The following is a 22181-nucleotide window of genomic DNA, read 5'->3' as shown; positions in this document are numbered from 1 at the left end:
CTGATGGCTGGCCCGAGCCTATTGTGCGGCCAGACCATTGCGCCGGATCACCGAGGCGTACCACTTGGCGCTGGACTTGAGGGTACGGACCTGGCTGTCGTAGTCGACATGGATCATGCCGAAGCGCTTGGTGTAACCCCAGGCCCATTCGAAATTATCCATCAGCGACCAGGCAAAGTATCCCCGCAGGGGCACCCCGGCGTCGATCGCCTCGTGCGCGGTACGCAGGTGTGCCTCGAAGAAGGCCAACCGGTCGACGTCGTCGACCTCACCGTCGACCACCTCGTCGACGAACGCGGAGCCGTTCTCGGTGACGTACAGGGGTAGATCGGTGTATCCGTGCACCCGGCGCAACGTCTCGACCAGGCCCGGAGCGTCGATCTCCCAGCCCATGTCGGTGACCGGGACACCTCGGGTGACGAACCGGACGTCCTCGCTACCCGGCCAGCACGAGGGCCCCGGGTCGACCTGCCCGCCGTCGGTCGGCGCGGCGACCACGTGCCGGCTGTAGTAGTTGATGCCGACCAGGTCCAGCGGGGTGGAGATGGTCGCCAGGTCGCCGTCGCGCACGTGCGTGAAGTCGGTGACCGGGCGCAGGTCGGCGACCAGGTCCTCCGGGTACGACCCGCGCAGCAGCGGGTCCAGGAAGAACCGGTTGGCCAGCCCGTCGATCCGTCGGGCCGCGTCGGCGTCGGCGGCGGTGTCGCTGGCCGGGTCGACCGGGTAGAGGTTGACGGTCACCCCCACCTCGGCGGTCGGCCGGATGGCCCGCAACGCCTGCACGGCCAGGCCGTGCCCGAGCATCAGGTGGTGCCCGGCGCGTACCGCGTCCGCCCCGTCGGTGCGGCCGGGGGCGTGCACGCCGGACCCGTAACCGAGGAACGCGGAGCACCACGGCTCGTTCAGCGTGGTCCAGTAGCGCACCCGGTCACCGAGCGCGTCGGCCACCAGCTCGGTGTAGTCGGCGAAGCGGGCCGCGGTGTCCCGGGCCGGCCAGCCGCCGGCGTCCTCCAGGGGTTGCGGGAGGTCCCAGTGGTAGAGCGTCAGCCACGGCTCGATGCCGTTGGCCAGCAGCTCGTCGACGAGTCGCCGGTAGAAGTCCAGGCCCTGCGGGTTGGCCGCGCCGGTGCCGCCGGGCTGCACCCGCGACCAGGAGACCGAGAAACGGTACGACTTCAGGCCAAGCTCGGCCATCAGCGCGACGTCGTCGCCCAGCCGGTGGTAGTGGTCGCAGGCCACGTCGCCGGTGTGCCCGGCGACGACCCGACCGTCGGTGTGGCTGAAGGTGTCCCAGATCGACGGGGTGCGACCGTCCACGGCCGCGGCCCCCTCGATCTGGTACGCCGCCGTCGCGGCCCCCCACAGGAATCCGGGTGGAAAGGTCAGCCCGGGCCGCTCGTCGAGGACGTCGACGGCGGGTGGGCTGGCGGGGTTGCTCACGACTTGACGGCACCTTCCATGATCCCGCCGATGATCTGGCGGCCGAACACGAGGAAAACGAGCACCAGGGGGATGGTTCCGATCGCCGTGGCGGCGAACACCTGGGAGTAGTCGGTGTAGTAGGCGTAGGAGAGGAAGGAGAGCGAGACCTGAAGGGTCGGGTTCTCCGGGGTGAGGATGGCGTACGGCCAGAGGAACGAGTTCCAGGTCTCCATGAAGGTCAGCAGACCGAGGACGCCGGCGGCGGGACGCAGCGCGGGCAGCACGATGTTCCAGTAGATCCGGAACGTGCTGGCCCCGTCGACGCGACCGGCCTCGATCAGCTCGTCGGAGATGGCCTGGCTGGCGTACTGCCGCATCATGAACACGCCGAAGGCGCTGACCAGGAACGGCACCGTGACCGCGTAGAGGGTGTCGTACCACCCCAGGTCCTGCATCATGCCCCAGAGCGGGATGAGCCCCATCTGGGTCGGGATCATCATGGTGACGATGATCGCCAGCAGGAGGGCGTTGCTGCCCCGGAACCGCAGTTTGGCGAAGGCGAACCCGGCCAGCGAACCGGTGAGCACCACCGACAGGGTGACCACCGACGAGACGATGATCGAGTTCAGCATGCCGGTGAGGAAGTTGGCGGCGTCGTTGTCGAGCACCCGCCCGAAGTTGTCGCCGAACGCTCCGCCCGGGGTGAGCGGCGGCGGCACGTCGTTGATGGACTCCAGGCTGCGGGTGCCGATCACCATCATGTAGTAGAACGGGTAGATCGACAGCAGCGCGGCCAGGACGAGCGCCACGTAGGTGAGCGGGCTGGTGCGCCACAGGCGCTGGGAAGCCGAGATCATCGATCTCTCCTCACTTCGCCGAGCGGCGGACGAGTAGGAAGTTGAACAGCGACACCACGACAATGATCATGAAGATCGCCCAGGCGACCGCGGCTCCGTAGCCGGCGGTGTTGAGGTTCGAGATGCCCATCTCGTACATGTACATGGCCAGCGTCTGGAACTCCCGCTGGTTGCCGCCGATGATGTTGCCGTTGCCGAAGAGCAGCGGCTCGGTGAAGAGCTGCATCCCGCCGATCGTGGACAGGATGACCACGAAGATGAAGGTGGGCTTGAGCATCGGCAGGGTGATCTGCCAGAACTGCCGCCACTGGCTGGCGCCGTCGATGGCCGCGGCCTCGTAGAGGTCCTTCGGGATCGCCTGCATGCCGGCGAGCAGGATCAGCGTGTTGTAGCCGGTCCACCGCCAGTTGACCATCGAGGAGATGGCGAACCACGAGCTCCACCGCTGCGAGTCCCAGTCGACAGGGTCGACACCGACGAGGCCGAGCAGCCAGTTGAACAGGCCGAACTCCCGCTGGAACAGCATCCCGAAGACGATCGCGACAGCGGCCACCGACACCACGTTCGGCATGAAGATGGCCATCCGGAAGAAGGTCTTGGCGCGCAGGAAGGTCCGGTTGAGCAGGTTCGCCAGGAAGAGGGCGAGCAACAGCTGCGGAATGGTCGACAGGGCGAAGATGCCCAACGTGTTGACCAGCGCGTTCCAGAAGTACTCGTCGGAGAACAACCGGGTGTAGTTGTCGAAGCCGATGAACGAGTGGTCGCCGATCATGTCCCAGTCGTGCAGGGACATCCAGGCGGTACGCACCATCGGGTACAGCCCGAACGCGCCGAAGATCACGAAGAACGGCGCGATGTAGAGGTACGGCGAGAACTTCATGTCGAGGCGGTTGAGGGACCGCTGCCGGCGATGCCGGGGCGAGACGTCCGGGGAGTGCGGTGCTGCTGGCGACGGCGGCGCCGTCGTGGCCGACAGGCTCATACGAATTTCCTTTTCCGGCGAGGCCCGGGGGCCCTCGCGCAGGGCGCTACGCGGAGGGGACCGGCCGGTGGCGTCCGGGAAGTCGAGTCCCGAACGCCACCGGCGGAGAATCACTCAGAAGGCACCCTGAGTCTTTGCGTCCTTCGTGAACTGCTCCCAGGCCTTCGCCTTGTCGGCCTGCCCGCTCTCGAACGCCCGCAGGGCCGGCTCGAGCGCGTTCTCCTTGACCGCCTGGTGCTTCGGGCCCAGGTAGGTCGGCTGGATCTTGGCGACGCTCTCCCCGAAGATCTTGCCGGTCGGCGCGTTGCTGAAGTACTCGTTGGTGTAGCTGGTGAACGCCTCGTTCTTCAGCGCCTCCAGGTGGGTGGGCAGCGGGCCCTTGGCCTTGAAGGCCTCCACCTGGCTCTTGGCGCTGGTCAGGAACTCGGCGAGCTTCGCCGCCTCCTTCGGGTACTTGCTCTGCTCCGGAACCGCGAGCCAGGAGCCACCCCAGTTACCGCCGCCACCCGGCACGGACGCGACATCCCACTTGCCCTTGTTGGCCGCGCCGGAGTTCTCCGACACGATGCCGAGCATCCAGGACGGGCAGAAGGTGGCCGCGAAGGTGCCCTGCTTGAAGCCACCCGACCACTCCGGCGACCAGGTGGACGCCTTGGCGGAGATGTCCACCATCGAGGTGGCGGTGTCCCAGGCGTTCTTCACCGCGGGGCTGGTGTCCGCGATGATGTTGTTCTCCTTGTCGTAGAACAGATCACCGTTGCCCTGGAACATCACGCCGTTGGAGACGGCGGTGATCGAGTCGATGAACGCCTTGCCGCCGCTGCCCTGCTTGTACTTCAGACCGGCGTCGTGGAAGCCCTTCCAGTCCGGCCAGAGCGCCGACACCTGGTCGCGCTCGGTGGGCAGGCCGGCCGCCTGGAACAGGTCCTTGCGGTAGCAGACGGCGAGGCTGCCGACGTCGGTCGGCAGGCCGATCAGCCGGCCGTCCGGCGCCTTGCCCAGCTCCCACTTCCAGGGCAGGTATTCCTTCGAGTGGTCGGCCACCAGCGGGTTGAGGTCGGCCCAGTTGCGCGGGTTGGCCTTGAACTCGTTGAGGATGCCCTCTTCCAGGGCGGTGACGTCCGCCGCGCCCTTGCCGGTGGCGAGGTAGCGGACAAGCTTCGGCCGGTACTCGGCGAGCTGCGCGGTCTTGCGCAGCTCGACCTTGATGCCGGTGTCCTTCTCGTACTGCTTGACGAGCTCTTCGTAGCCGAATTCGCCGAAGGTGTCGACGACCAGCTTGGCCGGCTTCTCGCCGGCCGCCGGCTTGTCGTCGTCGTTGCCGCAGGCCGCGAGACCGCCGATTGCGGTGATCGCGGCCAGGGCAGCGGCCGCCAGGCGGGTACGCCGCGTGGTGACACTCATTCGCTGACCCCTCTTTTCGGTGGTGAGGCTGGATGTGTGTGGTGGGGGGTTGCCGATCGCTCCGGGTCGGGGGATCTCTGCGTGACCCACGCCACCTCGGGAGCGCTCCCATGAGATTGCCGGCGGGTAACGGGAGTGTCAATAGGACGATGGGAGCGTTCCCAGATCGTTACCGCCGATGACGTCCACCGCCCCGACCTGGTGATCAAGGGAATTGACGGCGTACCCGACGCCACTCCCCCGACCGGCGACGGCGGGGCGCCGGAGTCAGCAGAAGCGCCGCAGGAGCGTGGTGGCGCCGTCGGGGTCGAAGCGGGACGGGTCGAAGGTCGGGCCGGCCCAGTCGAGGAGCAGCGCGTGCCGTGGCTCGTCGAGGTCCGGGACGCCGGTCCGGCCGTCCAGGGCCACCAGCAGCGCCTGGTAACCCGGCGGCCCGCCGACACCCTCCGGCGGGCAGGCGCGCTCACCGGCCAGACAGACCGGGTACCGCTCGTCGGGGTCGGCGGTCAGCGCGTCCTCCACGACCAGGTCGTGCTCCCACCAGTCGCCGAAGTCGTACGTGTAGGAGAACCGGCTGCCCTTGCCGAGCACCGCGTCCAGCCGGACGTCCAACTCGTCGTGCAGCGCCAACTCGCCGTCCGGATCCGGTTCGCCGTACTGCACGGCGTCGATCTCGAACGAGTGCAGGTGGCAGTCCCGCCAGCCCATGGCGTGCTGCACCACCCGGTGCAGGCGGTCGAGCGTGTAGCCGGCCGGCACGAGCACCCGCCGCCACACCGGCGGGCGGACGCCGGCGAGGGACATCTTCAGCTGGAAGATCTGACGCGGCATGCTGTCCTACCCTCCCGCGGCTTAGGCTGCGAGCATGATCTGCCGAGCGTGCCGGGCCCGGCGACACGACGACTGCCCGGGCCGGAACTGGTGCGACTGCCAGCACCGTACCGCCCAACCGACCCCTCCGGTCACCGGTCCGGCCGGCGAATGAACGTCGGAATCCCGATCCGGCGGCTCTGGCCGCAGCCGTCGACGGAGCCGCTTGACGACGCCGAGCTGACCGCGCTCTACGGCCGTGCCGACGGCCCCCGCCTGCGGGTCAACTTCGTCGCCAGCCTGGACGGCGCGGTCACCGTGGACGGCTACTCCGCCGGGCTCTCCGGCGAGCCGGACAAGCGGGTGTTCGGCCTGCTCCGGATGGTCTGCGACGCTCTGGTGGTGGCCGCCGGAACGCTGCGCCACGAGGGGTACCGGGCGATCCGCCTCGACGAGCGCCGCCGCGCCTGGCGGCGCGAGCACGGCCTGGCCGAGTATCCGACGCTCGTGGTCGTCTCCGGCTCGCTCGACCTGGACCCGGCGCAGGCCGCCTTCGCCGACGCTCCGACCCGCCCGATCGTGCTCACCCACGCCGAGGCCGAGCCACCGCCCGGCCTGGTCGACGTCGCCGACCTGGTACGCGGCGACAGCGAGCGCATCGACCTGGCCGCCGGCCTCGCCGAGCTGCACCGGCGTGGGCTGACCCAGCTGCTCTGTGAGGGTGGCCCGCAACTGTTCGGCGCGCTCACCGCCGCCGACCTGGTGGACGAGTTGTGCCTCACCGTCGCGCCGCTGCTCGCCGGCCCCGGCCCGGGACGGATCACCAGCGGAGCCGAGGCGCCGCCCCGACACCTGCCGCTGCGACACGTGCTCGCCGCCGACGACGGCGTGCTCCTGCTCCGCCACGCCCGTCGGTGACCGGCGGTCGTCCGGCCGCACACCCACCGTCGCCGGTGTGACGGCGTCTGGTGTCCTCCGCCGCGTCGCGTGGCGACCTGTCGTACTCCTCGGGCAGGATGCACTGCATGCGTGCCGACCGTAGTGCCCGACCGACCCGCCTCGCCCGATGACCGACGCCGACCTCGACACTCCGGGCGAGGCGGTCGGGCGGGTGCTGGGCACCGCCGACGCCACCCCGTTGCAGTTCTGGACGGCCGTGACCCCCGGCAGCTATCTCCAGCTCGACGACGTGGTGGTCACCCGACGGGACCTGCCCGACCGCGAGCCGGTGACGATCGCCGGCGTGGTCACCCAGGTGCGCGCCCGGCACGAGGGCGCCCAGTTCGACTCCGACGTGTTCGCCATCGCCGACGGCACACTGCCGGCAATGGTGCAGGAGGCAGCCGAGATCACCACCACCCGGGTCGACCCGGAGCTCTACGTGCCGCCGACACCGGGCGCGGTGGTGCACCGGGCCGAGGGCGACGCGCGGGCCCGCGCGCTGCACTTCGACCGGATGGAGCGACGCATTCCGATGGGGATGGGTCGGGACGGGGTGCCGGTCTACCTCAACGCCGACTTCCTCGACGGCAGCCGGGGCGCGCACGTCTCCATTTCCGGCATCTCCGGGGTGGCCACCAAGACCAGTTTCGCCACCTTCCTGCTCTACTCGGTCTTCCGTTCCGGCGTGCTGGGCGGCGACGCGGTCAACGCCAAGGCGCTGATCTTCAACGTCAAGGGTGAGGACCTGCTCTTCCTCGACCACCCCAACACGCGGCTGGACGAGCCCACCCGCGCGGCGTATGCGAAGCTCGGCCTGAACGCCGGGGCCTTCCCCGACGTCCGGGTCTACGCGCCGCCCCGGGTCGGTGACGCGGCCGGCACCCCGGATGTCAGCAGCCGGCTGACCGGGGTGGACTCGTTCTACTGGACGTTGAGCGAGTTCTGCGCCGACCGGCTGCTGCCGTACGTCTTCGCCGACGCCGACGACGAGCGCCAGCAGTACACGATGGTGGTCCACTCGGTGGCCGCGCACCTGGCCCGCCACGCCCAGCCCGCCGACGGCGGGGTGAGCATCGACGGGGTCCGGCTGGGCTCGTACGGCGACCTGGTCGACCACATCGTCGACCAGCTCAACGACGACGAGACCCGTTCCGACTGGGCGGGCAGCGCGGTGGGTCTGGGCACCGTCAACGCGTTCGCCCGGCGGTTGATCGGCAGCAAGAAGGACCTCGCCCGGCTGATCCGCGGCGATCTCGCCGCCCGCCGCCCGCACTCGATCAACACCAGCGAGTCGGCCCAGGTCACCGTGGTCGACCTGCACAACCTGCCGGACCGCGCGCAGCGGTTCGTGGTCGGTGTGACGCTGAAGAGCGAGTTCGAGCGCAAGGAGAAGGCGGGCACCGCGAAGCCGTTGCTCTTCGTGGTCCTCGACGAGTTGAACAAGTACGCCCCCCGCGAGGGCTCCTCCCCGATCAAGGAGGTGCTGCTCGACATCGCCGAGCGGGGCCGCTCACTCGGTGTGATCCTGATCGGCGCGCAGCAGACGGCGAGCGAGGTGGAGCGGCGGATCGTCACCAACTCGGCGATCCGGGTGGTCGGTCGGCTCGACCCGGCCGAGGCGTCCCGCCCGGAATACGGCTTCCTCCCACCCGCGCAGCGCCAACGCGCGTTGCTGGCGAAGCCGGGCACCATGTTCGTCAACCAGCCGGACATCCCGGTCCCGCTCTGCCTGGAGTTCCCGTTCCCGGCGTGGGCCACCCGGGTCTCCGAGGCGGGCCGGGCGCCATCGGAGACGCTGCGCTCGATCACCCAGTCCGCCGATCCGTTCGCCGTGGTGGGTTCCGGTCGCGGCGGCACCGACGACGACATCCCGTTCTAGCTGGGGGCCGGCACACCCATGAAGATCCTGCACACCTCCGACTGGCACGTGGGAAAGGTGCTCAAGGGGCAGTCCCGGGCCGAGGAGCACAAGGCCGTGCTGGCCGGGGTGATCGACATCGCCCGCGCCGAGCAGCCGGATCTGGTGATCGTCGCGGGTGACCTCTACGACACGGCCGCCCCCACCTCGGAGGCGACCCGCCTGGTCACCCGGGCGTTGACGGCGCTGCGGCGCACCGGCGCGGACGTGGTCGCGATCGGTGGCAACCACGACAACGGCCCGGCGCTGGACGCGTTGCGTCCCTGGGCGGAGGCCGCCGGCATCACGCTGCGCGGCAGCGTGCGGGAAAACCCGGACGAGCACGTGATCGACGGCGTCACCGCCGACGGGGAGCGCTGGCGGCTGGCCGCGCTGCCGTTCCTGTCCCAGCGCTACGCGGTCCGCGCGCTGGAGATGTACGAGCTGACCGCCGCCGAGGCCAACCAGACGTACGCCGACCACCTGGGCCGGGTGCTGGGGCGGCTCACCGAGGGTTTCACCGAACCGGACCGGGTGCACCTGGTGACCGCGCACCTGACGGTGACCGGCGCCGCCGCCGGTGGTGGCGAGCGCGACGCGCACACCGTGCTGGGCTACGCCGTGCCGGCCACCGTGTTTCCGGCCACCGCGCACTACGTGGCGCTGGGCCACCTGCACCGGGCGCAGCGGGTCGAGGGGCCCTGCCCGGTGCGCTACAGCGGCAGCCCGCTCGCCGTGGACTTCGGCGAGCAGGAGAACGTCCCCTCGGTGACTGTGGTGGAGGTGACGGCCAGCACCGCGGCCCGGGTGCGGGAGGTGCCGGTGACCGCGGCGAGCGCGCTGCGGACGGTGCGCGGCACCCTGGCCCAGCTCGCCGAGATCGAGGCGCCGGACGCCTGGCTGCGGGTGTTTGTGCGGGAGCAGCCCCGCGCGGGTCTGCGTGAGGAGGTCCAGGAGCTGCTCCCCCGGGCGCTGGAGATCCGGATCGACCCGGAGCTGCTGGCCGCTCCGGGCAGCGGAGCGCGCGTCGCGCAGCGGTCCGGGCGTTCGCCCCGGGAGTTGTTCGGCGACTACCTGGACAGCCGTGGCCACGACGACGAGGGCGTCCGGGAGCTCTTCGACGAGCTGTTCGAGGAGGTCGAGCACTGATGCGTCCGATGCGTCTGGACCTGGCCGGGTTCACCGTCTTCCGGGACGAGACCACCATCGACTTCACCGACGCCGACTTCTTCGCCCTGATCGGCCCCACCGGCTCCGGCAAGTCCACGGTGCTGGACGCCATCTGTTTCGCCCTCTACGGCACGGTGCCCCGCTGGGGCGGGACCCGGGGTTTGGCGAACGCGCTGGCGCCGTCGGCGACCGAGGCGCGGGTGCGGTTGGTCTTCGAGTCCGGCGGCGCCCGGTACGTGGCGACCCGGGTGGTGCGCCGGGACGGCCGGGGCAACGTCAAGACCGCGAACGCCGGTTTGCAGGTGATGCCCGCCGGCTTCGACGTGACCAAACTGGACACCGGCCTGAGCCCGGACGACCTCGGCGAGGTGCTGGCCGGCACCCCCGCCGAGATGGAGCAGGCGGTGCTGGAGGCGGTCGGGCTGCCGTACGAGCAGTTCACCAGCTGCGTCGTGCTGCCGCAGGGGCAGTTCGCCGACTTTTTGCACGCCAAGCCGGCGACCCGGCAGCAGATCCTGGTCAATCTGCTCGGCCTCGGCGTCTACGAGGAGGTGCAGAAGCGGGCGACGGCCCGCGCGGCGCAGGCGGACGCCCGGTTGGAGGCGGTCGACCAGGTCCTCGCCGGGCTGGCCGACGTGGGCGACGAGGCGTTGACCGAGGCCGACGCCCGGGTCGACCGGATGACCGAGCTGGCCGCCGCCGTGACCGCCGCGGTGCCGCGGTTGTCGGCGGCCCGGGTCGCCGCACGGGAGGCGACGGCGGCGCTGACCGCTCTCGACGACGAGCTGGCCGTGCTGACAGGGGTACGCGCGCCGGCCGGGGTGGCCGCCGTGGCGCGCGCGGTCACCGCCGCGCGGGCCGACGCCGAGGCGGCGGCCACCGCCGTGGCGTTGGCCGAGGAGCGCGAGGACAAGCTGCGCGGCGAGTTGGCCGGCGCCGGCGACGAGAGCGCGCTGCGACTGCTGCTGCGGGCGTACGACGATCGGGACCGGTTGGCCGGCGAGGCCGACACGGTCCGCGCGGCGGTGCGCACGGCGGACGACGAGCACGCGACGGCGGTGGCCGCCCTGGAGGCCGCCCGCGCGGACGCCGAGCGGGCCGACGCCGCGTTGGAGGCGGCGTTCCGGGCGCACGAGGAGGCGAAGGCCACCGATCTGGCGGTCAGCCTGCGGGTGCACCTGCACGAGGGCGCGGCCTGCCCGGTGTGCGAGCAGCCGGTGGCGCGGGTGCCGGCGGTGCCCGCCGATTCGGCGGTGGTGGCGGCGACGGCGGCGGGCAAGGCGGCCCGGGCCGCGACGAAGGCCGCGCAGGCGGCGGTGCGGCAACGGGACGAGGCGGCCCGGGAGTTGGAGCGCCTGCTGGTGCGGGCGCGGGCCCAGCAGCAGCAGTTGGAGGCCCGGCTGGCCGAGTTGGACGATCAGCTCGCCGGTGCGGCCGAGCCGGCTGTGCTGCGGCGGGAGTTGGCCGAGCACGCCCGGTTGCGCGGGGCCCTGGAGGAGGCGGCGACGGCGGTCCGGGCCGGCCGGGAGGCCGCGCGCCGGGCCCGGGCCGGTGTGGACGCCGCGGAGGAGCGGCTGCGGGCCGGGTGGCGTGCCTTCGACACCACCCGGGACGGGCTGGCCCGCTTCGGTCCACCGGCGGCCGACCGGGACGACGTGGCCGCCGCGTGGACGGCGCTGACCGGCTGGGCGACAGCCGAGGCGGACCGGCGGCGCGCCGATCGGGCCGGCCGGGCCGCCGCCGTCGCCGAGGCCGAGGCCGTGGCGGAGGCGGTGCAGCGGGACATGGCGGCGCTCTTCGCGGCGGCCGACGTGCCGGTCGGCGACGATCCGGTGCACGCGGCGACCGTCGCGGTGGAGCGGGCCGACGCGGACCGCCGGCGACTGGTGGAGCGCCGGGAGCAGGCCGGGGAGCTGCGCGAGCAGCGGGCCGGGCACGAGCGGGAGGCGCGGGTCGCCCGCGCCCTCGCCGGGCACCTGCGGGCCAACAACTTCGAGCGGTGGCTGCTGGCCGAGGCGCTGGACCTGCTGGTCGACGGCGCGTCGGGCATCCTGCGGGAGCTCTCCGGCGGGCAGTACGAGCTGGTGCACGACAAGGGCGAGTTCGCCGTCGTCGACCACCACGACGCGGGCCTGCGTCGGGGTGTGCGGACCCTCTCCGGCGGCGAGACGTTCCAGGCGTCGCTGGCGCTGGCGTTGGCGCTCTCCGAGCAGTTGGCCGGGATGTCGACGACGGCGGCGAGCCTGGAGTCGATCGTCCTGGACGAGGGCTTCGGCACGTTGGACGCCGCCACCCTGGACACGGTGGCGGCCACACTGGAGAACCTGGCCGCCAGGGGCGACCGGATGGTCGGCGTGGTGACCCACGTGTCGGCGCTGGCCGAGCGGATTCCGGTCCGCTTCGAGGTGCGCAAGGACGCCCGGTCCGCCCGCGTGGAACGGACCGGCCGGTGAGCGCGAGGAGCGACGCCTCGTTCTTCGTCGATTCGTGGGACCCGGCCTACGGGGCGTCGTTCGAGGCGTCCGCCGCCGGCCCGGCCGCGCCGAGCAGCCAGCAGGTCGACGCGGACGTGGAGCTGCCCGCTGTGGACTGGCGGGCGATCGGGGTACGCCCCGGGGTGCGGGCGCCGGACGTGGTGTTGCTCGTCGACGGGGTCCGCCGGATCGACGCGAGCATCTGGACGGCCGAGACCGACGGCGGCTCGTTTCCCGGGTTGGCCGCCTCGTACGCGGCCGGGGTGGTCCGGTGCGACCTGGGTAACGGCGCGGCGCAGTTGGCGGGCACCCGGGTGGGCCGGGGGCTGTTCACGGCGAGCCCGTCGGCGCAGGACGTGGTGGCGGGCGCGGTCCGGTACCCGGTGCACCGGGTGGGTGGCTCCGGTGAGTTGGCGAAGTTGCCGGCGGCGGTGCAGGCCCCGCTGACCGCGTTGGAGGTGGCGGTCTCCGACGCCGCGCGGGTGGACGGCGACCTGCTGGTGGTGGACGGTCCGCTGCGTAGTCGCCGGCAGTTGCCCCGCACCCTGGGCTACATCAAGACGCAGCACAGTCAGTATCTGGACGCCCGGCTGACGGCGGTGGTGACCGGCCTGGCGTCCGGTGAGCGGTCGCCGGTGTTCCGGCTGGGCACCGCCTGGGGTGGCTGGTCGTGGTATTTGCGGCTGCCGGTGGCGGTGGGCGCGCCGTGGGCCGGGATCGTCCGGGTGGAGTGCTCCCCCGACCTGCCCGTCGAGGCGGCGATCGAGCTGGCCGACCTGTCGCTGGTGACGTTGCCCCGCTTCGCCTCCACGCCCTACAAGGACCCGCGGGCCCCGCAGAACCTGATCCCGATCGCCGGCCTGGAGCGCAGGCTGCGGGCCCTGCTCGGCGATGCCCGGCTGCTGCACCGCGCGCTGACCGCCGCGGCCCGCGCGGCCCGGTGAGGGTGGGGATCCGCGATGGGGCGTAAGCGGGCCGGTGACCGGGTGGTCGAGCAGGTGGACACCGGGCTGGCGGAGCTGGTCCCGGCCCCGGACCGGCCCGGTTCGTGGACGCTGCTGCTGGACGGCGCGCCGCAGTCGCACGTCGATCTGACCGACCCCACGCACCTGGAGTTCGAGTACGTCCGGCGGCTGGCCGCCGCCGTCGACCTGATCGCCCCGGCCGGCGTACCGCTGCGGGTGCTGCACCTGGGTGGCGGGGCCCTGACCCTGCCCCGGTACGTGTCGGCCACCCGGCCGGGGTCCACCCAGCGGGTGTCCGAGGTGGACGGCGCTCTGGTGGAGCTGGTCCGCCGGGTGGCGCCGTGGCCGTCGGACGGGCGGTTGCGGGTCCGGGTGCAGGACGCGCGGGCCGTGCTGGCGGCCACCCGGGAGGCGAGTTACGACGTGGTGGTCGCCGACGTGTTCGCCGGCGCGCGTACCCCGGCGCACCTGACCTCGGTGGAGTATGCCGCCGAGGTGGCCCGGGTGCTGCGCCCCACCGGGTGGTACCTGGCGAACCTGGCCGACGGCCCGCCGCTGCGGCACGCCCGCGGGCAGGTGGCCACGGTCCGCTCGGTGCTGCCGCAGGCGTGCCTGGTGGGTGACGCGGCGGTGCTGCGCGGGCGGCGGTACGGAAACCTGGTGCTGGTCGCGGGGCGGACCACACCACCGGTTCCGGAGTTGTCCCGGCGTGCCGCCGGCGACTGGTTCCCCGGTCGGGTGGTGGCCGGCGACGAGCTGGACCGGTTCGCCGGCGGCGCGGCGGTCGTGCGGGACGCCGACGCCACCGGCTCCGACCCGCCACCGCCGGGCCTTTTCTCGGTACGCCGCTGAGCGTCCACACCGCAGCCGGGAAAATTTTCCGCCGTTCGTTGATCCGTTCCGGTCGGTCGTGCGTACCACCGGGCGGCCCGCCTCATGGGCCGGCGTCGGTCACGGAAATCCCGGAGGTCTGCATGCACGCAGTGGCGGCCGGTTGGCACGGCGACGCGGTACGCGCTGACTGGTTGTCAGCGCGGCCGACGTCACGGTCGACCTCGTCTGCCCGGGGGGTCGACGCGCGGGCGACGTCTCGCCAGAATGGTCCGGTGACGCCCCGACCGGCGCCCGGACGCCATCAGGCGACGTCCACCGAGGCCAACCACTCCGACCAGTTGATCAGGCAGCTCTACGCCGAGCACGCCGGTCCGTTGCTGATGTTCGTCATGCGCCTCACCGGGGGGGACCGGCAGCGCGCGGAGGACATCGTCCAGGAGACGCTGCTGCGGGCGTGGCGCAACGCGCACCGCCTGGGCACCCAGGGGCAGGGTTCGTTGCGGCCCTGGTTGGTCACCGTGGCCCGGCGCATCGCCATCGACGAGCACCGCAGCCAGGAGGCCCGGCCGCCGGAGACGTACGACCGTGACCTCACCGCGTTCGCCGAGGCGGACAGCACCGAACGGGTGCTGCGCACGATGACGGTGGCGGACGCCCTGCGTACGCTCAGTCAGTCGCACCGGGAGATCCTGATCTCGACGTACTTCCGGGGGCGGACGGTGCCGGAGGCGGCCGAGGAGTTGGGGTTGCCGCTCGGCACGGCCAAGTCGAGGGTCTACTACGCGCTGCGCGCGCTGCGCACGGCTCTGCAGGAGCGGGGGGTGACAGAATGAGCCGGCCGGATCACATGGACGTCGCGGCGTACGCGCTCGGCGTGCTCGACGAGCAGGACACGGAGCGGTTCGAGGAGCATCTCGCCACCTGCTGGGCGTGTGCGGCCGAGTTGGAGACGATGGTGCCGGTGGTCGGCCTGCTCTCCGACATCGACGGCGAGACGATGATGGCGCTGGAGCAGACCGCCACCGACCCGGGTCTGCTGAACCGGACGTTGGGCGCGGTCCGGGCGGACCGGCGACGTACCCGGTTCCGGCAGATGCTCGCGACGGCCGCCGCGGTGGTGGTGTTCGGTGGCCTGAGCGGCTACGGCTTCGTTCAGGTGGCCGGAAACGAGCAGCCGCCGGGGGTGCTCGCCGAGTCGACGCCGAGCACGCCGAGCGACCCGCCGACGAGCGGGCCGACGGCCGCGCCGAGCGGTCCGGGCGTGGGCGGCACCGAGGAGGAGGGCGACCAGGTCGACGCGACCGACCCGACGACGGGCGTGCAGACGACGATGTTCCTGGTGAAGCGGGAGTACGGCACCCGGATCAACTTCAGCATGCGGAGGTTGCCCGGGCCGCGGGTCTGCCGACTGGTGGTGGTGCGCAAAAATGCCAGCACCGAGGTCATTTCCACCTGGTCGGTGCCGGAGGGCGGTTACGGCACCAACACCCGGCCGCAGGGCCTTGAGCTGAGCGCGTCGACGTCGGCCCTGACGACCGACATCAAGCAACTCCAGGTGCAGTCGGTGGACGCCAATGGCGTGGCGAGTCCGCTGGTCACCGTACCGCTGTAATCCGCGTACGCTGTCGGCGCCGGTCATTGTCACAATGGCCGGCGCCGATCTGTCGTTGCCGGCGGAACCGTTCGCGGGGGCGTACGCAGCACAGCCCCGTTCGGTTCAGATCAACCTCAGTGAAATTGACCACTGTTACTCGTTCAACCTTGACAGTCTGCCCGCCGTACCAATGGGCGAACTGCCAAGAATGAGGAGGGCACGTGGCACAGATGAAGCGGACCGTCATCGTCGCGAGCGCGATGGTCGCACTTACGGCCTGCGCTCCCGCGGGTTACGACCCCGCGAACTCGAGCGCGGCGGAGCCGGTCGCCGTCGCCGCGGCCGAGCCCACCGCATCGGTCGAGGCGGAGGCGTCGCCGTCCGCCGAGGCGCCGGCCGCCGAGGCCCCGCCCGCGAACGTCGACCTGACCGAGAAGTTGACCGGCAAGAGCGTCCCCCGGATGGGCAAGGTGGTCACCGACGAGGACGGCTGGATCCTGTACCGCTTCGACAAGGACACCGCCGACCCGCCGTCGTCGAACTGCGTCGACAAGTGCGCCGAGGTGTGGCCGCCGTCGCTGACCGACGGCAACCCGCAGCTGACCGGCGTCTCCGACGACAAGGTCGGCAGCGTGACCCGTCAGGACGGCACCCGCCAGCTCACCATCGGCGGCTGGCCGGTGTACCGCTACATCGGCGACAAGAAGCCCGGCCAGTGGAAGGGTCAGGCCGTCGGCGGCACCTGGTTCGTGGTCCAGCCGGACGGCAAGAAGAACCTGAGCTGCCTGCCCACCTCCACGCCGAAGGCTGTCGCGCCCCCGTCGAACAGCGGCGCCAGCGACGCGGGCGGGTCGGGCTACTCGTACTGAGCCCGGATCGCCGCGAGGTCACGGTGGTCGGTCGTCGCCGGGGAGGGCGCGGCCGGCCACCGTCGTACCCGGGACGTCGGCACACCGGTGGTGCCGGCGTCCCGTCCGGCACGTGGCAGAGTGGGCGGGTGACCGCCACCGAAGCCGCCGCGACCAGGGTGTTGCACCCTCCGGTCGGCTACCGGCTGGCCGCTTCGGTCCACGCGCTCACCTTCAGCCCGTACGACCCGTGCGCCCGGGTGGCCGCCGGCACGTTCTGGTGGGCCACCCGTACCCCGGACGGGCCGGCCACGCTCGCGCTGCGGCCCGCCGACGGCGCGTTGCTCGCCGAGGGCTACGGGCCGGGCGCCGAGCACGTCCTGGCCCGCGCCGACGCGATCGCGGGGCTCCGCGACGACCTGACCGGCTTCGCCGAGCTGGCCGAGGCGCACCCGGTGGTCGCCCGGCTGGCCCGGGAGCACCGCGGGCTCCGGATGCCCGCGACCGGGCAGGTGTTTCCCCGGCTGCTGCGGGCGATCTTCGAGCAGAAGGTCACCGGCAAGGAGGCCTACCGGGCGTACGCGGCCACCGTGCGGCACTTCCGGGAGCCGGCGCCCGGTCCGTTCCAGCCGCTGCTCCTGCCGCCCACACCCGCCGCCGTCGCCGCCACCCCGTACTGGGTGTTCCACCCGTTCGGGGTGGAGCAGCGGCGGGCCGACACGCTCCGCCGCGCCGCGGCGCTCGCCGACCGGTTGGAGCGCTGCGTCGACACCGCCGAGGCCACCCGCCGGTTGACGGCCATCCCGGGCATCGGCCCCTGGACCGCCGCCGAGGTGGTCCGGATCGCGTACGGGGACCCGGACGCGGTGAGCGTCGGGGACTACCACATCCCGAACACCGTGGCCTGGGCGCTGGCGGGCGAGCCCAGGGGCGACGACGCCCGGCTGCTGGAGCTGCTGAAGCCGTTCCGAGGTCACCGGGGTCGGGTGTGTCTCCTGCTGGCAGCCGCCGGCATCCAGGCGCCGAAGTACGGCCCGCGCGCGCCGATCCGCTCCTTCGCCCGCTACTGAGCAGGGGGCGCCGCGGTCAGCGGGTCGCGCAGAGCCGGCGCAGGGTGCGGCCGAGCCACCACGCGTACGTGTGCTGCACCGCCCGGACAGCCGGCCCGCCGGCACGGGTGAACCAGCGGGCCGGGCGACTGAACGCGCGTACCTCGAACCAGACGGTGCCGTCGTCGTCGTGGCCGACCACGAACGCCTCCTCACCCCGCTCCGGGTGCCCGGCAAGGGTGCCGTAGCCGAAGCCCGCGAGCCCCGGCGACTCCTCGCTCCAGACCACCCGGCACGGCCCCCAGACGCGGGCCGGGCCGACGCCCAGGCCGGCGCTGACCAGCACGCCTTCGGTGGCGCGCGGGGCGTCGGTGCGCATCCGGACGCCGGCGGCCCGGTGCAACCGCCAACTCAGCACCGCCTCGGCCGCGACGTCGAAGCAGCCCGCCGGCAACGGGAACCGGTGGCGCAGGTGGTGGTACCCGCCGGGCAGCGCCCCGTGCCGGGTCGAGCCCACCTCGGGGTACGTCAGCTCGGCCACCACTCCTCCTCAACCCCCATCGGACACGGTCAGGGTACGGCCGCCCCGGCCGTCAGCCCCGCTCACAGCGACGCCTGAGCCCGTCAGCCTCCATCCGCAGGTAGCGGCGCAGCAACCCGCCGTACAGCCGGCCGATCAGGCCGGACAGCGGGCCGGACTGGTCGATCGCCAGCTCGACACGGGTACGCCCGTCGGGTAGCGGCACCAACAGGTGCTCGCCGGTGGTCCGTACCCCCGGGGAGTCGGAGACCCAGACGAACGCCCGCCGGTCGGTCAGCTCGGTGACCCGCCAGAGGGCCGGCCGCAACTTCGGCTGGGTCAGTCGTGCGGTCGCGCCGACGGCGAGCGGCCCCGGCTCACCCCGCTCGGCCCGCGTCACGGAGGCGGTCCACTCCGGCCAGCGCGGCACGTCGGCGAGCACCGCCCAGACCTGTTCGACGTCGGCGGCGATCTCCGTGTCGGTAGCGAACCGCATGGTGTGCCTCCCGTGGCGACCCGTTCGGGGCAGCATATCGGGGTCCTGAGTGGACGCCGGGACGGCGCTCAGGCGGCCTCGTGCAGGTCGGCCAGGGTCAGCGGGGTCTGTCTCCGCAGCAGCTCCTCCAGCTCCGCCACCGAACCGACCTCGCCGAGCACGTTGCGGCCCCCGCCGAACCGCTGCGGGTAGCGGCGGGTGAGCCGGTACCGGTAGCGGCCCCGGATCAGCTCCACGCTCACCCGCCACCGCCCGCAGCAGTCACAGACCCACTCGGACACCTCGCGAAAGTAGCTCTGACCTGCGGCTATGTGATTCGCCCGGCCGGGACGAGCGGCGCGTACGGGGACACGCCGCCCTGCCGGCCACGGTGATGTGCCTCACGGCTGTCGGTGCCGTCTGATTGACTGGTCGGCGTGGACCTGCCGATCAACCCGCCGGTCGAGCCGATGCTGGCCAAGAGCGTCGCCAAGCTGCCCACCACACCCGGGGTGACCTACGAGCCCAAGTGGGACGGGTTCCGGTGCATCGTGTTCCGCGACGGCGACGAGGTCGAGCTGGCCAGCCGGGGCGGCAAGTCGATGACCCGTTACTTCCCCGAGGTGGTCGAGCAGGCCCGGCGGCAGCTCCCGCAGCGGTGCGCGGTCGACGGGGAGCTGATCGTGATCCGGCGCGACGGGCCGGGCGGCCAGCCCCGGCTGGATTTCGAGCTGCTGGCCCAGCGCGTGCACCCGGCCGCGTCCCGGGTGAAGATGCTGGCCGAGACCACCCCGGCCGACTTCGTCGCCTTCGACCTGCTGGCGATCGGCGACGAGGCGCTGCTCGACGAGCCCTACCCGCGCCGCCGGGAGCGGCTGGTCGAGGCGCTGGCCGGGGTGCGCCCGCCGGTGCACGTCACCCAGGTCACCACCGACCCGGAGATCGCCCGTCGCTGGTTCGACGTCTTCGAGGGCGCCGGGCTGGACGGGTTGATCGTCAAGCCCGCCGACCTGCCGTACGAGCCGGGCAAGCGGCTGATGTTCAAGGTCAAGCACTCCCGCACCGCCGACGCGGTGGTCGCCGGCTTCCGCTGGCACAAGTCCGGCCCGGTGGTGGGCTCGCTGCTGCTCGGCCTCTACGACGACGCGGGCGTCCTGCACCACGTGGGGGTGAGCGCGTCGTTCAGCATGGCCCGCCGCGCCGAGCTGCTCGACGAGCTGGCGCCCTACCGGGACACCGGCGGCGAGCACCCGTGGGTGCACGGCGACCACGAGCGCGGCCAACGCATCCCCGGCGGGGTGAGCCGGTGGACCGGCACGAAGAACCTGGAATGGGAGCCGGTGCGCCCGGAGCTGGTGGTCGAGGTGGGCTACGACGCGATGGAGGGCGAGCGGTTCCGGCACACCGCCCAGTTCGTCCGCTGGCGTCCGGACCGCGATCCCCGCTCGTGCCGCTACGACCAGCTCGACCGTCCGATCCGCTTCGACGTGGACCAGGTGCTGCGCGGCGACCCGGCCACCACCGTGGACCGGGCCGCCACCGGCTCGGCGTAGCCTGACCGTCGACCCGATCCCGGAGGACCACGTGACCCGCACCGCCGAACGGGCCCGCCGCGTCCGTCGTACGATGGCCGGCTTCGCCGTGGCCGCGCTGCTCACCGCCGGCTGCACGCTGCCGGCGTTCGCGCCGCGCACCGAGGTGCAGGGCGAGGCCGCGCCGACCGGCAGCGCGCCGACCTGGCGGCCCTGCCCGGAGATCCCCGAGGAGCTGGTCGGGCGCGGCGCGCCGGACATGCGCTACGACTGCGCCCGCATCGCGGTGCCGAGGGACTGGGGCACCGGCACCGGGGCGACCGCCGGGCCGGGCGCGGGGCAGACCTTCGAGATCGCCCTGTTGCGCGCCCGGTCCAGCAAGCAGCGCGACCGGGTGGGCTCGCTGGTGGTCAACCCGGGCGGGCCGGGCGGCTCCGGCGTCGACACCGCCGTCTATCTCTCCTTCGGCACCCAGTTCGGCGGGCTGCCCGCGTCGATCACCGAGCGCTTCGACATCGTCGGCTTCGACCCGCGTGGGGTGTCCCGGTCCAGCCCGGTGAAGTGCATCTCCGACGCCGACCTGGACGCCAGCTTCGGCTTCGACCCCGACCCGACGAGCCAGCGGGCGTTCGACGACTTCGTCGGTCTGAGCCAGCGGATCGGGCGCGGCTGCGGGGACCGCTACGGCGACCAACTCCCGCTGTACGGCACCGAGCAGGCCGCCCGCGACATGGACGCGGTCCGCGCCGCGGTGGGCGACGACAAGCTCACCTACCTCGGCTACTCCTACGGCACCCTGCTGGGCGCGACGTACGCCCAGCTCTACCCCCAGCGGGTGCGGGCGCTGGTGCTCGACGGCGCTGTCGACCCGCAGCAACGGCTGGTGGAGGGCTCGGAGAGCCAGGCCCGTGGCTTCGAGCGGGCCTTCACCAACTTCACCCGCTGGTGCGCGGCGAACGCCGGCCGCTGCCCCATCGCCCCGGACGCGCGCGCCGCGGTGACGTCGGCCATCGACAAGGCCAGGGTCTCTCCGGTACGCGGAGCGGACGGGCGGGAGGCCACCGCCGGCTGGGTGTTCTACGCGGTCATCTCGTCGCTCTACACGGAGTCCGGCTGGCAGGAGCTGGCGCGGGCGATCGACCGGCTGGCCGAGGGCGACCCGAAGGACGTGTTCCGGCTCGCCGACTCGTACGCCGGCCGGGAGGACGACGGGCACTACTCCAACCTGTTCGACGCCAACCTGGCGATCAACTGCGCGGACGAGACCGAGAAGCCGAGCCGGGAGCAGATCCGGCGGTTGCAGTCGCAGTGGCGGGCGAAATACCCGCTGTTCGGGCCGGCGCTCGCGGTCGGCATGCTGAGCTGTGTCGAGTGGCCGGGCGGGCGTGACCCGTACCCGACCGGGAAGGCCGACGGCGCGCCGCCGATCGTGGTGGTCGGCACCACCGGCGACCCGGCGACGCCGTACGAGCAGACCCCACGGCTCGCCTCCATGCTGGGGGTCGGCCGGGTGCTCACCTGGGAGGGCGAGGGGCACACGGCCTACCCGCAGACGTCCTGCATCACCGACGCCGTCGACGCCTACCTGATCGACCTGACCGTGCCGGCGGAGGGGAAGCGCTGCCCGGCCCGCTGACGGCCTGTGCCAAGATCACGACATGACCGACGTGATCTACCGGGAGGCGGTCCGGGCAGACCTGCCGGCCGTCATCGCCCTGCTCGCCGATGACGTCCTGGGTAAGGCCCGCGACTTCACCGCTGTCGACGACGCCTACGAGCGGGCGTTCGCTGACATCGAGGCGGACCCGCGCAACCACCTGATCGTCGCCGAGCACCGTGGTGAGGTAGTCGGCTGCCTGCAGATCACCTACATCCCCGGCCTCGGTCGGCACGGCGCCGAACGGTCCCTGATCGAGTCGGTCCGGGTTCGCTCCGACCGGCGCGGCCAGGGGCTGGGCCGGGACCTGATGACCTGGGCAATCGACCAGGCCCGGCAACGCGGCTGTGCGCTGGTGCAGCTCACCACCGACAAGACCCGCACCGACGCGCACCGCTTCTATCTGGGCCTCGGCTTCGTGGCCAGCCACGAGGGCATGAAGCTCGCCCTCTGACCGCCGGCGCGCTGGCCGGAGTCGGCGGGCGAACGTCGGGCCCCGATGTTCGTTCTCATTGCCTGTAGAGCTGCCCCGATTCTGGGGCAGCGAGACCACCGCGGCAGCGGAACTTCTCCGGCAGCGAACTCTGGGCCGATGATGCCGCTGGGGCCGTAGCCGTGTCGACGGCAGGCCCAACGACCACCGCCACGTCCCATCCCGGTTCCGCCCCGTCCCGGTTCCGCCCCGTCCCGGTTCCGCCCCGTCCCGCCCCACCCGCCGCCGCACGGTCCATATCTGGGGCAGCTCTACA

General features: G+C 72.4%; 21 protein-coding genes. 13 read left to right on the top strand and 8 right to left on the bottom strand.

Going from position 1 to position 22181, the window contains the following annotated elements; genetic code table 11:
- Window positions 1–18: 18 nt before the first annotated feature.
- The 5 genes from O7634_RS17875 to O7634_RS17855 form a co-directional block, all read right to left on the bottom strand.
- Entirely contained in the window at window positions 19–1440 is a 1422-nt protein-coding gene (locus O7634_RS17875; RefSeq protein ID WP_278151253.1) for a GH1 family beta-glucosidase, read from the bottom strand.
- Window positions 1437–2279, bottom strand: a complete 843-nt coding sequence (locus O7634_RS17870; RefSeq protein ID WP_278151252.1) for a carbohydrate ABC transporter permease — start codon at window positions 2277–2279, stop codon at window positions 1437–1439. Before O7634_RS17870 ends, O7634_RS17875 begins: the two co-directional genes overlap by 4 nt.
- Before the next feature lie 10 nt (window positions 2280–2289).
- The gene (locus tag O7634_RS17865) at window positions 2290–3261 is read right to left on the bottom strand and encodes a sugar ABC transporter permease (protein ID WP_278151251.1); all 972 of its coding nucleotides are present in this window, start codon (window positions 3259–3261) and stop codon (window positions 2290–2292) included.
- A gap of 114 nt (window positions 3262–3375) precedes the next feature.
- A complete protein-coding gene (locus O7634_RS17860) occupies window positions 3376–4665 on the bottom strand; it encodes an extracellular solute-binding protein (protein ID WP_278151250.1) in 1290 nt (429 codons plus the stop codon).
- Between the two features lie 267 nt (window positions 4666–4932).
- Complete coding sequence (locus tag O7634_RS17855; RefSeq protein WP_278151249.1) at window positions 4933–5496, bottom strand: plasmid pRiA4b ORF-3 family protein; 564 nt, start codon at window positions 5494–5496, stop codon at window positions 4933–4935.
- A gap of 150 nt (window positions 5497–5646) precedes the next feature.
- On the opposite strand from O7634_RS17855, the gene O7634_RS17850 reads away from it, so the two are divergent.
- The 10 genes from O7634_RS17850 (at window position 5647) to O7634_RS17805 (ending at window position 17269) form a co-directional block, all read left to right on the top strand.
- Window positions 5647–6393 (top strand): pyrimidine reductase family protein, encoded by a 747-nt coding sequence (locus O7634_RS17850; RefSeq protein ID WP_278151248.1) that lies wholly within the window; start codon window positions 5647–5649, stop codon window positions 6391–6393.
- 148 nt (window positions 6394–6541) lie between these two features.
- On the top strand, window positions 6542–8296 hold the full coding sequence (locus tag O7634_RS17845) for an ATP-binding protein (protein WP_278151247.1): 1755 nt from the start codon (window positions 6542–6544) through the stop codon (window positions 8294–8296).
- Window positions 8297–8314: 18 nt separating this feature from the next.
- The gene (locus O7634_RS17840; RefSeq protein ID WP_278151246.1) at window positions 8315–9463 is read left to right on the top strand and encodes an exonuclease SbcCD subunit D; all 1149 of its coding nucleotides are present in this window, start codon (window positions 8315–8317) and stop codon (window positions 9461–9463) included.
- Window positions 9463–11937, top strand: coding sequence for an SMC family ATPase (locus tag O7634_RS17835; protein WP_278151245.1), 2475 nt, complete (start codon window positions 9463–9465; stop codon window positions 11935–11937). Before O7634_RS17840 ends, O7634_RS17835 begins: the two co-directional genes overlap by 1 nt.
- Window positions 11934–12902: a hypothetical protein gene (locus O7634_RS17830; protein WP_278151244.1), complete on the top strand. Its 969-nt coding sequence runs from the start codon at window positions 11934–11936 to the stop codon at window positions 12900–12902. Before O7634_RS17835 ends, O7634_RS17830 begins: the two co-directional genes overlap by 4 nt.
- A 15-nt stretch (window positions 12903–12917) precedes the next feature.
- Window positions 12918–13775, top strand: a complete 858-nt coding sequence (locus O7634_RS17825; protein WP_278151243.1) for a fused MFS/spermidine synthase — start codon at window positions 12918–12920, stop codon at window positions 13773–13775.
- 122 nt (window positions 13776–13897) lie between these two features.
- Entirely contained in the window at window positions 13898–14590 is a 693-nt protein-coding gene (locus O7634_RS17820; RefSeq protein ID WP_278151242.1) for a sigma-70 family RNA polymerase sigma factor, read from the top strand.
- Window positions 14587–15369 (top strand): zf-HC2 domain-containing protein, encoded by a 783-nt coding sequence (locus tag O7634_RS17815; protein ID WP_278151241.1) that lies wholly within the window; start codon window positions 14587–14589, stop codon window positions 15367–15369. Before O7634_RS17820 ends, O7634_RS17815 begins: the two co-directional genes overlap by 4 nt.
- 203 nt (window positions 15370–15572) lie before the next feature.
- Window positions 15573–16220 carry a hypothetical protein gene (locus O7634_RS17810; protein WP_278151240.1) on the top strand — a complete coding sequence of 216 codons (648 nt, stop codon included), beginning with the start codon at window positions 15573–15575 and terminating at the stop codon, window positions 16218–16220.
- 128 nt (window positions 16221–16348) lie between these two features.
- A complete protein-coding gene (locus tag O7634_RS17805) occupies window positions 16349–17269 on the top strand; it encodes a DNA-3-methyladenine glycosylase 2 family protein (RefSeq protein WP_278151239.1) in 921 nt (306 codons plus the stop codon).
- Window positions 17270–17285: 16 nt separating this feature from the next.
- Here O7634_RS17805 and O7634_RS17800 read toward each other — a convergent pair whose 3' ends face one another.
- The 3 genes from O7634_RS17800 to O7634_RS17790 all read right to left on the bottom strand — a co-directional run bounded on the left by O7634_RS17800 (window position 17286) and on the right by O7634_RS17790 (window position 18545).
- Window positions 17286–17789, bottom strand: coding sequence for a DUF1990 domain-containing protein (locus O7634_RS17800; protein ID WP_278151238.1), 504 nt, complete (start codon window positions 17787–17789; stop codon window positions 17286–17288).
- 52 nt (window positions 17790–17841) lie between these two features.
- The gene (locus tag O7634_RS17795) at window positions 17842–18264 is read right to left on the bottom strand and encodes an SRPBCC family protein (RefSeq protein ID WP_278151237.1); all 423 of its coding nucleotides are present in this window, start codon (window positions 18262–18264) and stop codon (window positions 17842–17844) included.
- Between the two features lie 68 nt (window positions 18265–18332).
- Window positions 18333–18545: a hypothetical protein gene (locus tag O7634_RS17790; RefSeq protein ID WP_278151236.1), complete on the bottom strand. Its 213-nt coding sequence runs from the start codon at window positions 18543–18545 to the stop codon at window positions 18333–18335.
- 135 nt (window positions 18546–18680) lie between these two features.
- On the opposite strand from O7634_RS17790, the gene O7634_RS17785 reads away from it, so the two are divergent.
- The 3 genes from O7634_RS17785 to O7634_RS17775 all read left to right on the top strand — a co-directional run bounded on the left by O7634_RS17785 (window position 18681) and on the right by O7634_RS17775 (window position 21886).
- Window positions 18681–19796, top strand: a complete 1116-nt coding sequence (locus O7634_RS17785) for an ATP-dependent DNA ligase (protein ID WP_278151235.1) — start codon at window positions 18681–18683, stop codon at window positions 19794–19796.
- Window positions 19797–19869: 73 nt separating this feature from the next.
- Window positions 19870–21411 carry an alpha/beta hydrolase gene (locus O7634_RS17780; protein ID WP_278154002.1) on the top strand — a complete coding sequence of 514 codons (1542 nt, stop codon included), beginning with the start codon at window positions 19870–19872 and terminating at the stop codon, window positions 21409–21411.
- A gap of 22 nt (window positions 21412–21433) precedes the next feature.
- Window positions 21434–21886 (top strand): GNAT family N-acetyltransferase, encoded by a 453-nt coding sequence (locus O7634_RS17775; protein ID WP_278151234.1) that lies wholly within the window; start codon window positions 21434–21436, stop codon window positions 21884–21886.
- Window positions 21887–22181 lie beyond the last annotated feature (295 nt).

Origin of the sequence: Micromonospora sp. WMMD1120, assembly GCF_029626235.1 — a bacterium.
GTDB lineage: Bacteria > Actinomycetota > Actinomycetes > Mycobacteriales > Micromonosporaceae > Micromonospora.
Note: the sequence above shows the minus strand (reverse complement) of the source record. Positions and strands in the feature narration are given on the sequence as shown.

What these genes read in the sequence shown, in the direction of transcription:
- O7634_RS17870 (WP_278151252.1), bottom strand. Translation starts at nt 2,279, where the DNA reads ATGATCTCGGCTTCCCAGCGCCTGTGGCGCACCAGCCCGCTCACCTAC.
- O7634_RS17865 (WP_278151251.1), bottom strand. Translation starts at nt 3,261, where the DNA reads ATGAGCCTGTCGGCCACGACGGCGCCGCCGTCGCCAGCAGCACCGCAC.
- O7634_RS17860 (WP_278151250.1), bottom strand. Translation starts at nt 4,665, where the DNA reads ATGAGTGTCACCACGCGGCGTACCCGCCTGGCGGCCGCTGCCCTGGCC.
- O7634_RS17855 (WP_278151249.1), bottom strand. Translation starts at nt 5,496, where the DNA reads ATGCCGCGTCAGATCTTCCAGCTGAAGATGTCCCTCGCCGGCGTCCGC.
- O7634_RS17850 (WP_278151248.1), top strand. Translation starts at nt 5,647, where the DNA reads ATGAACGTCGGAATCCCGATCCGGCGGCTCTGGCCGCAGCCGTCGACG.
- O7634_RS17845 (WP_278151247.1), top strand. Translation starts at nt 6,542, where the DNA reads ATGACCGACGCCGACCTCGACACTCCGGGCGAGGCGGTCGGGCGGGTG.
- O7634_RS17840 (WP_278151246.1), top strand. Translation starts at nt 8,315, where the DNA reads ATGAAGATCCTGCACACCTCCGACTGGCACGTGGGAAAGGTGCTCAAG.
- O7634_RS17835 (WP_278151245.1), top strand. Translation starts at nt 9,463, where the DNA reads ATGCGTCCGATGCGTCTGGACCTGGCCGGGTTCACCGTCTTCCGGGAC.
- O7634_RS17825 (WP_278151243.1), top strand. Translation starts at nt 12,918, where the DNA reads ATGGGGCGTAAGCGGGCCGGTGACCGGGTGGTCGAGCAGGTGGACACC.
- O7634_RS17820 (WP_278151242.1), top strand. Translation starts at nt 13,898, where the DNA reads ATGCACGCAGTGGCGGCCGGTTGGCACGGCGACGCGGTACGCGCTGAC.
- O7634_RS17815 (WP_278151241.1), top strand. Translation starts at nt 14,587, where the DNA reads ATGAGCCGGCCGGATCACATGGACGTCGCGGCGTACGCGCTCGGCGTG.
- O7634_RS17795 (WP_278151237.1), bottom strand. Translation starts at nt 18,264, where the DNA reads ATGCGGTTCGCTACCGACACGGAGATCGCCGCCGACGTCGAACAGGTC.
- O7634_RS17780 (WP_278154002.1), top strand. Translation starts at nt 19,870, where the DNA reads ATGGCCGGCTTCGCCGTGGCCGCGCTGCTCACCGCCGGCTGCACGCTG.
- O7634_RS17775 (WP_278151234.1), top strand. Translation starts at nt 21,434, where the DNA reads ATGACCGACGTGATCTACCGGGAGGCGGTCCGGGCAGACCTGCCGGCC.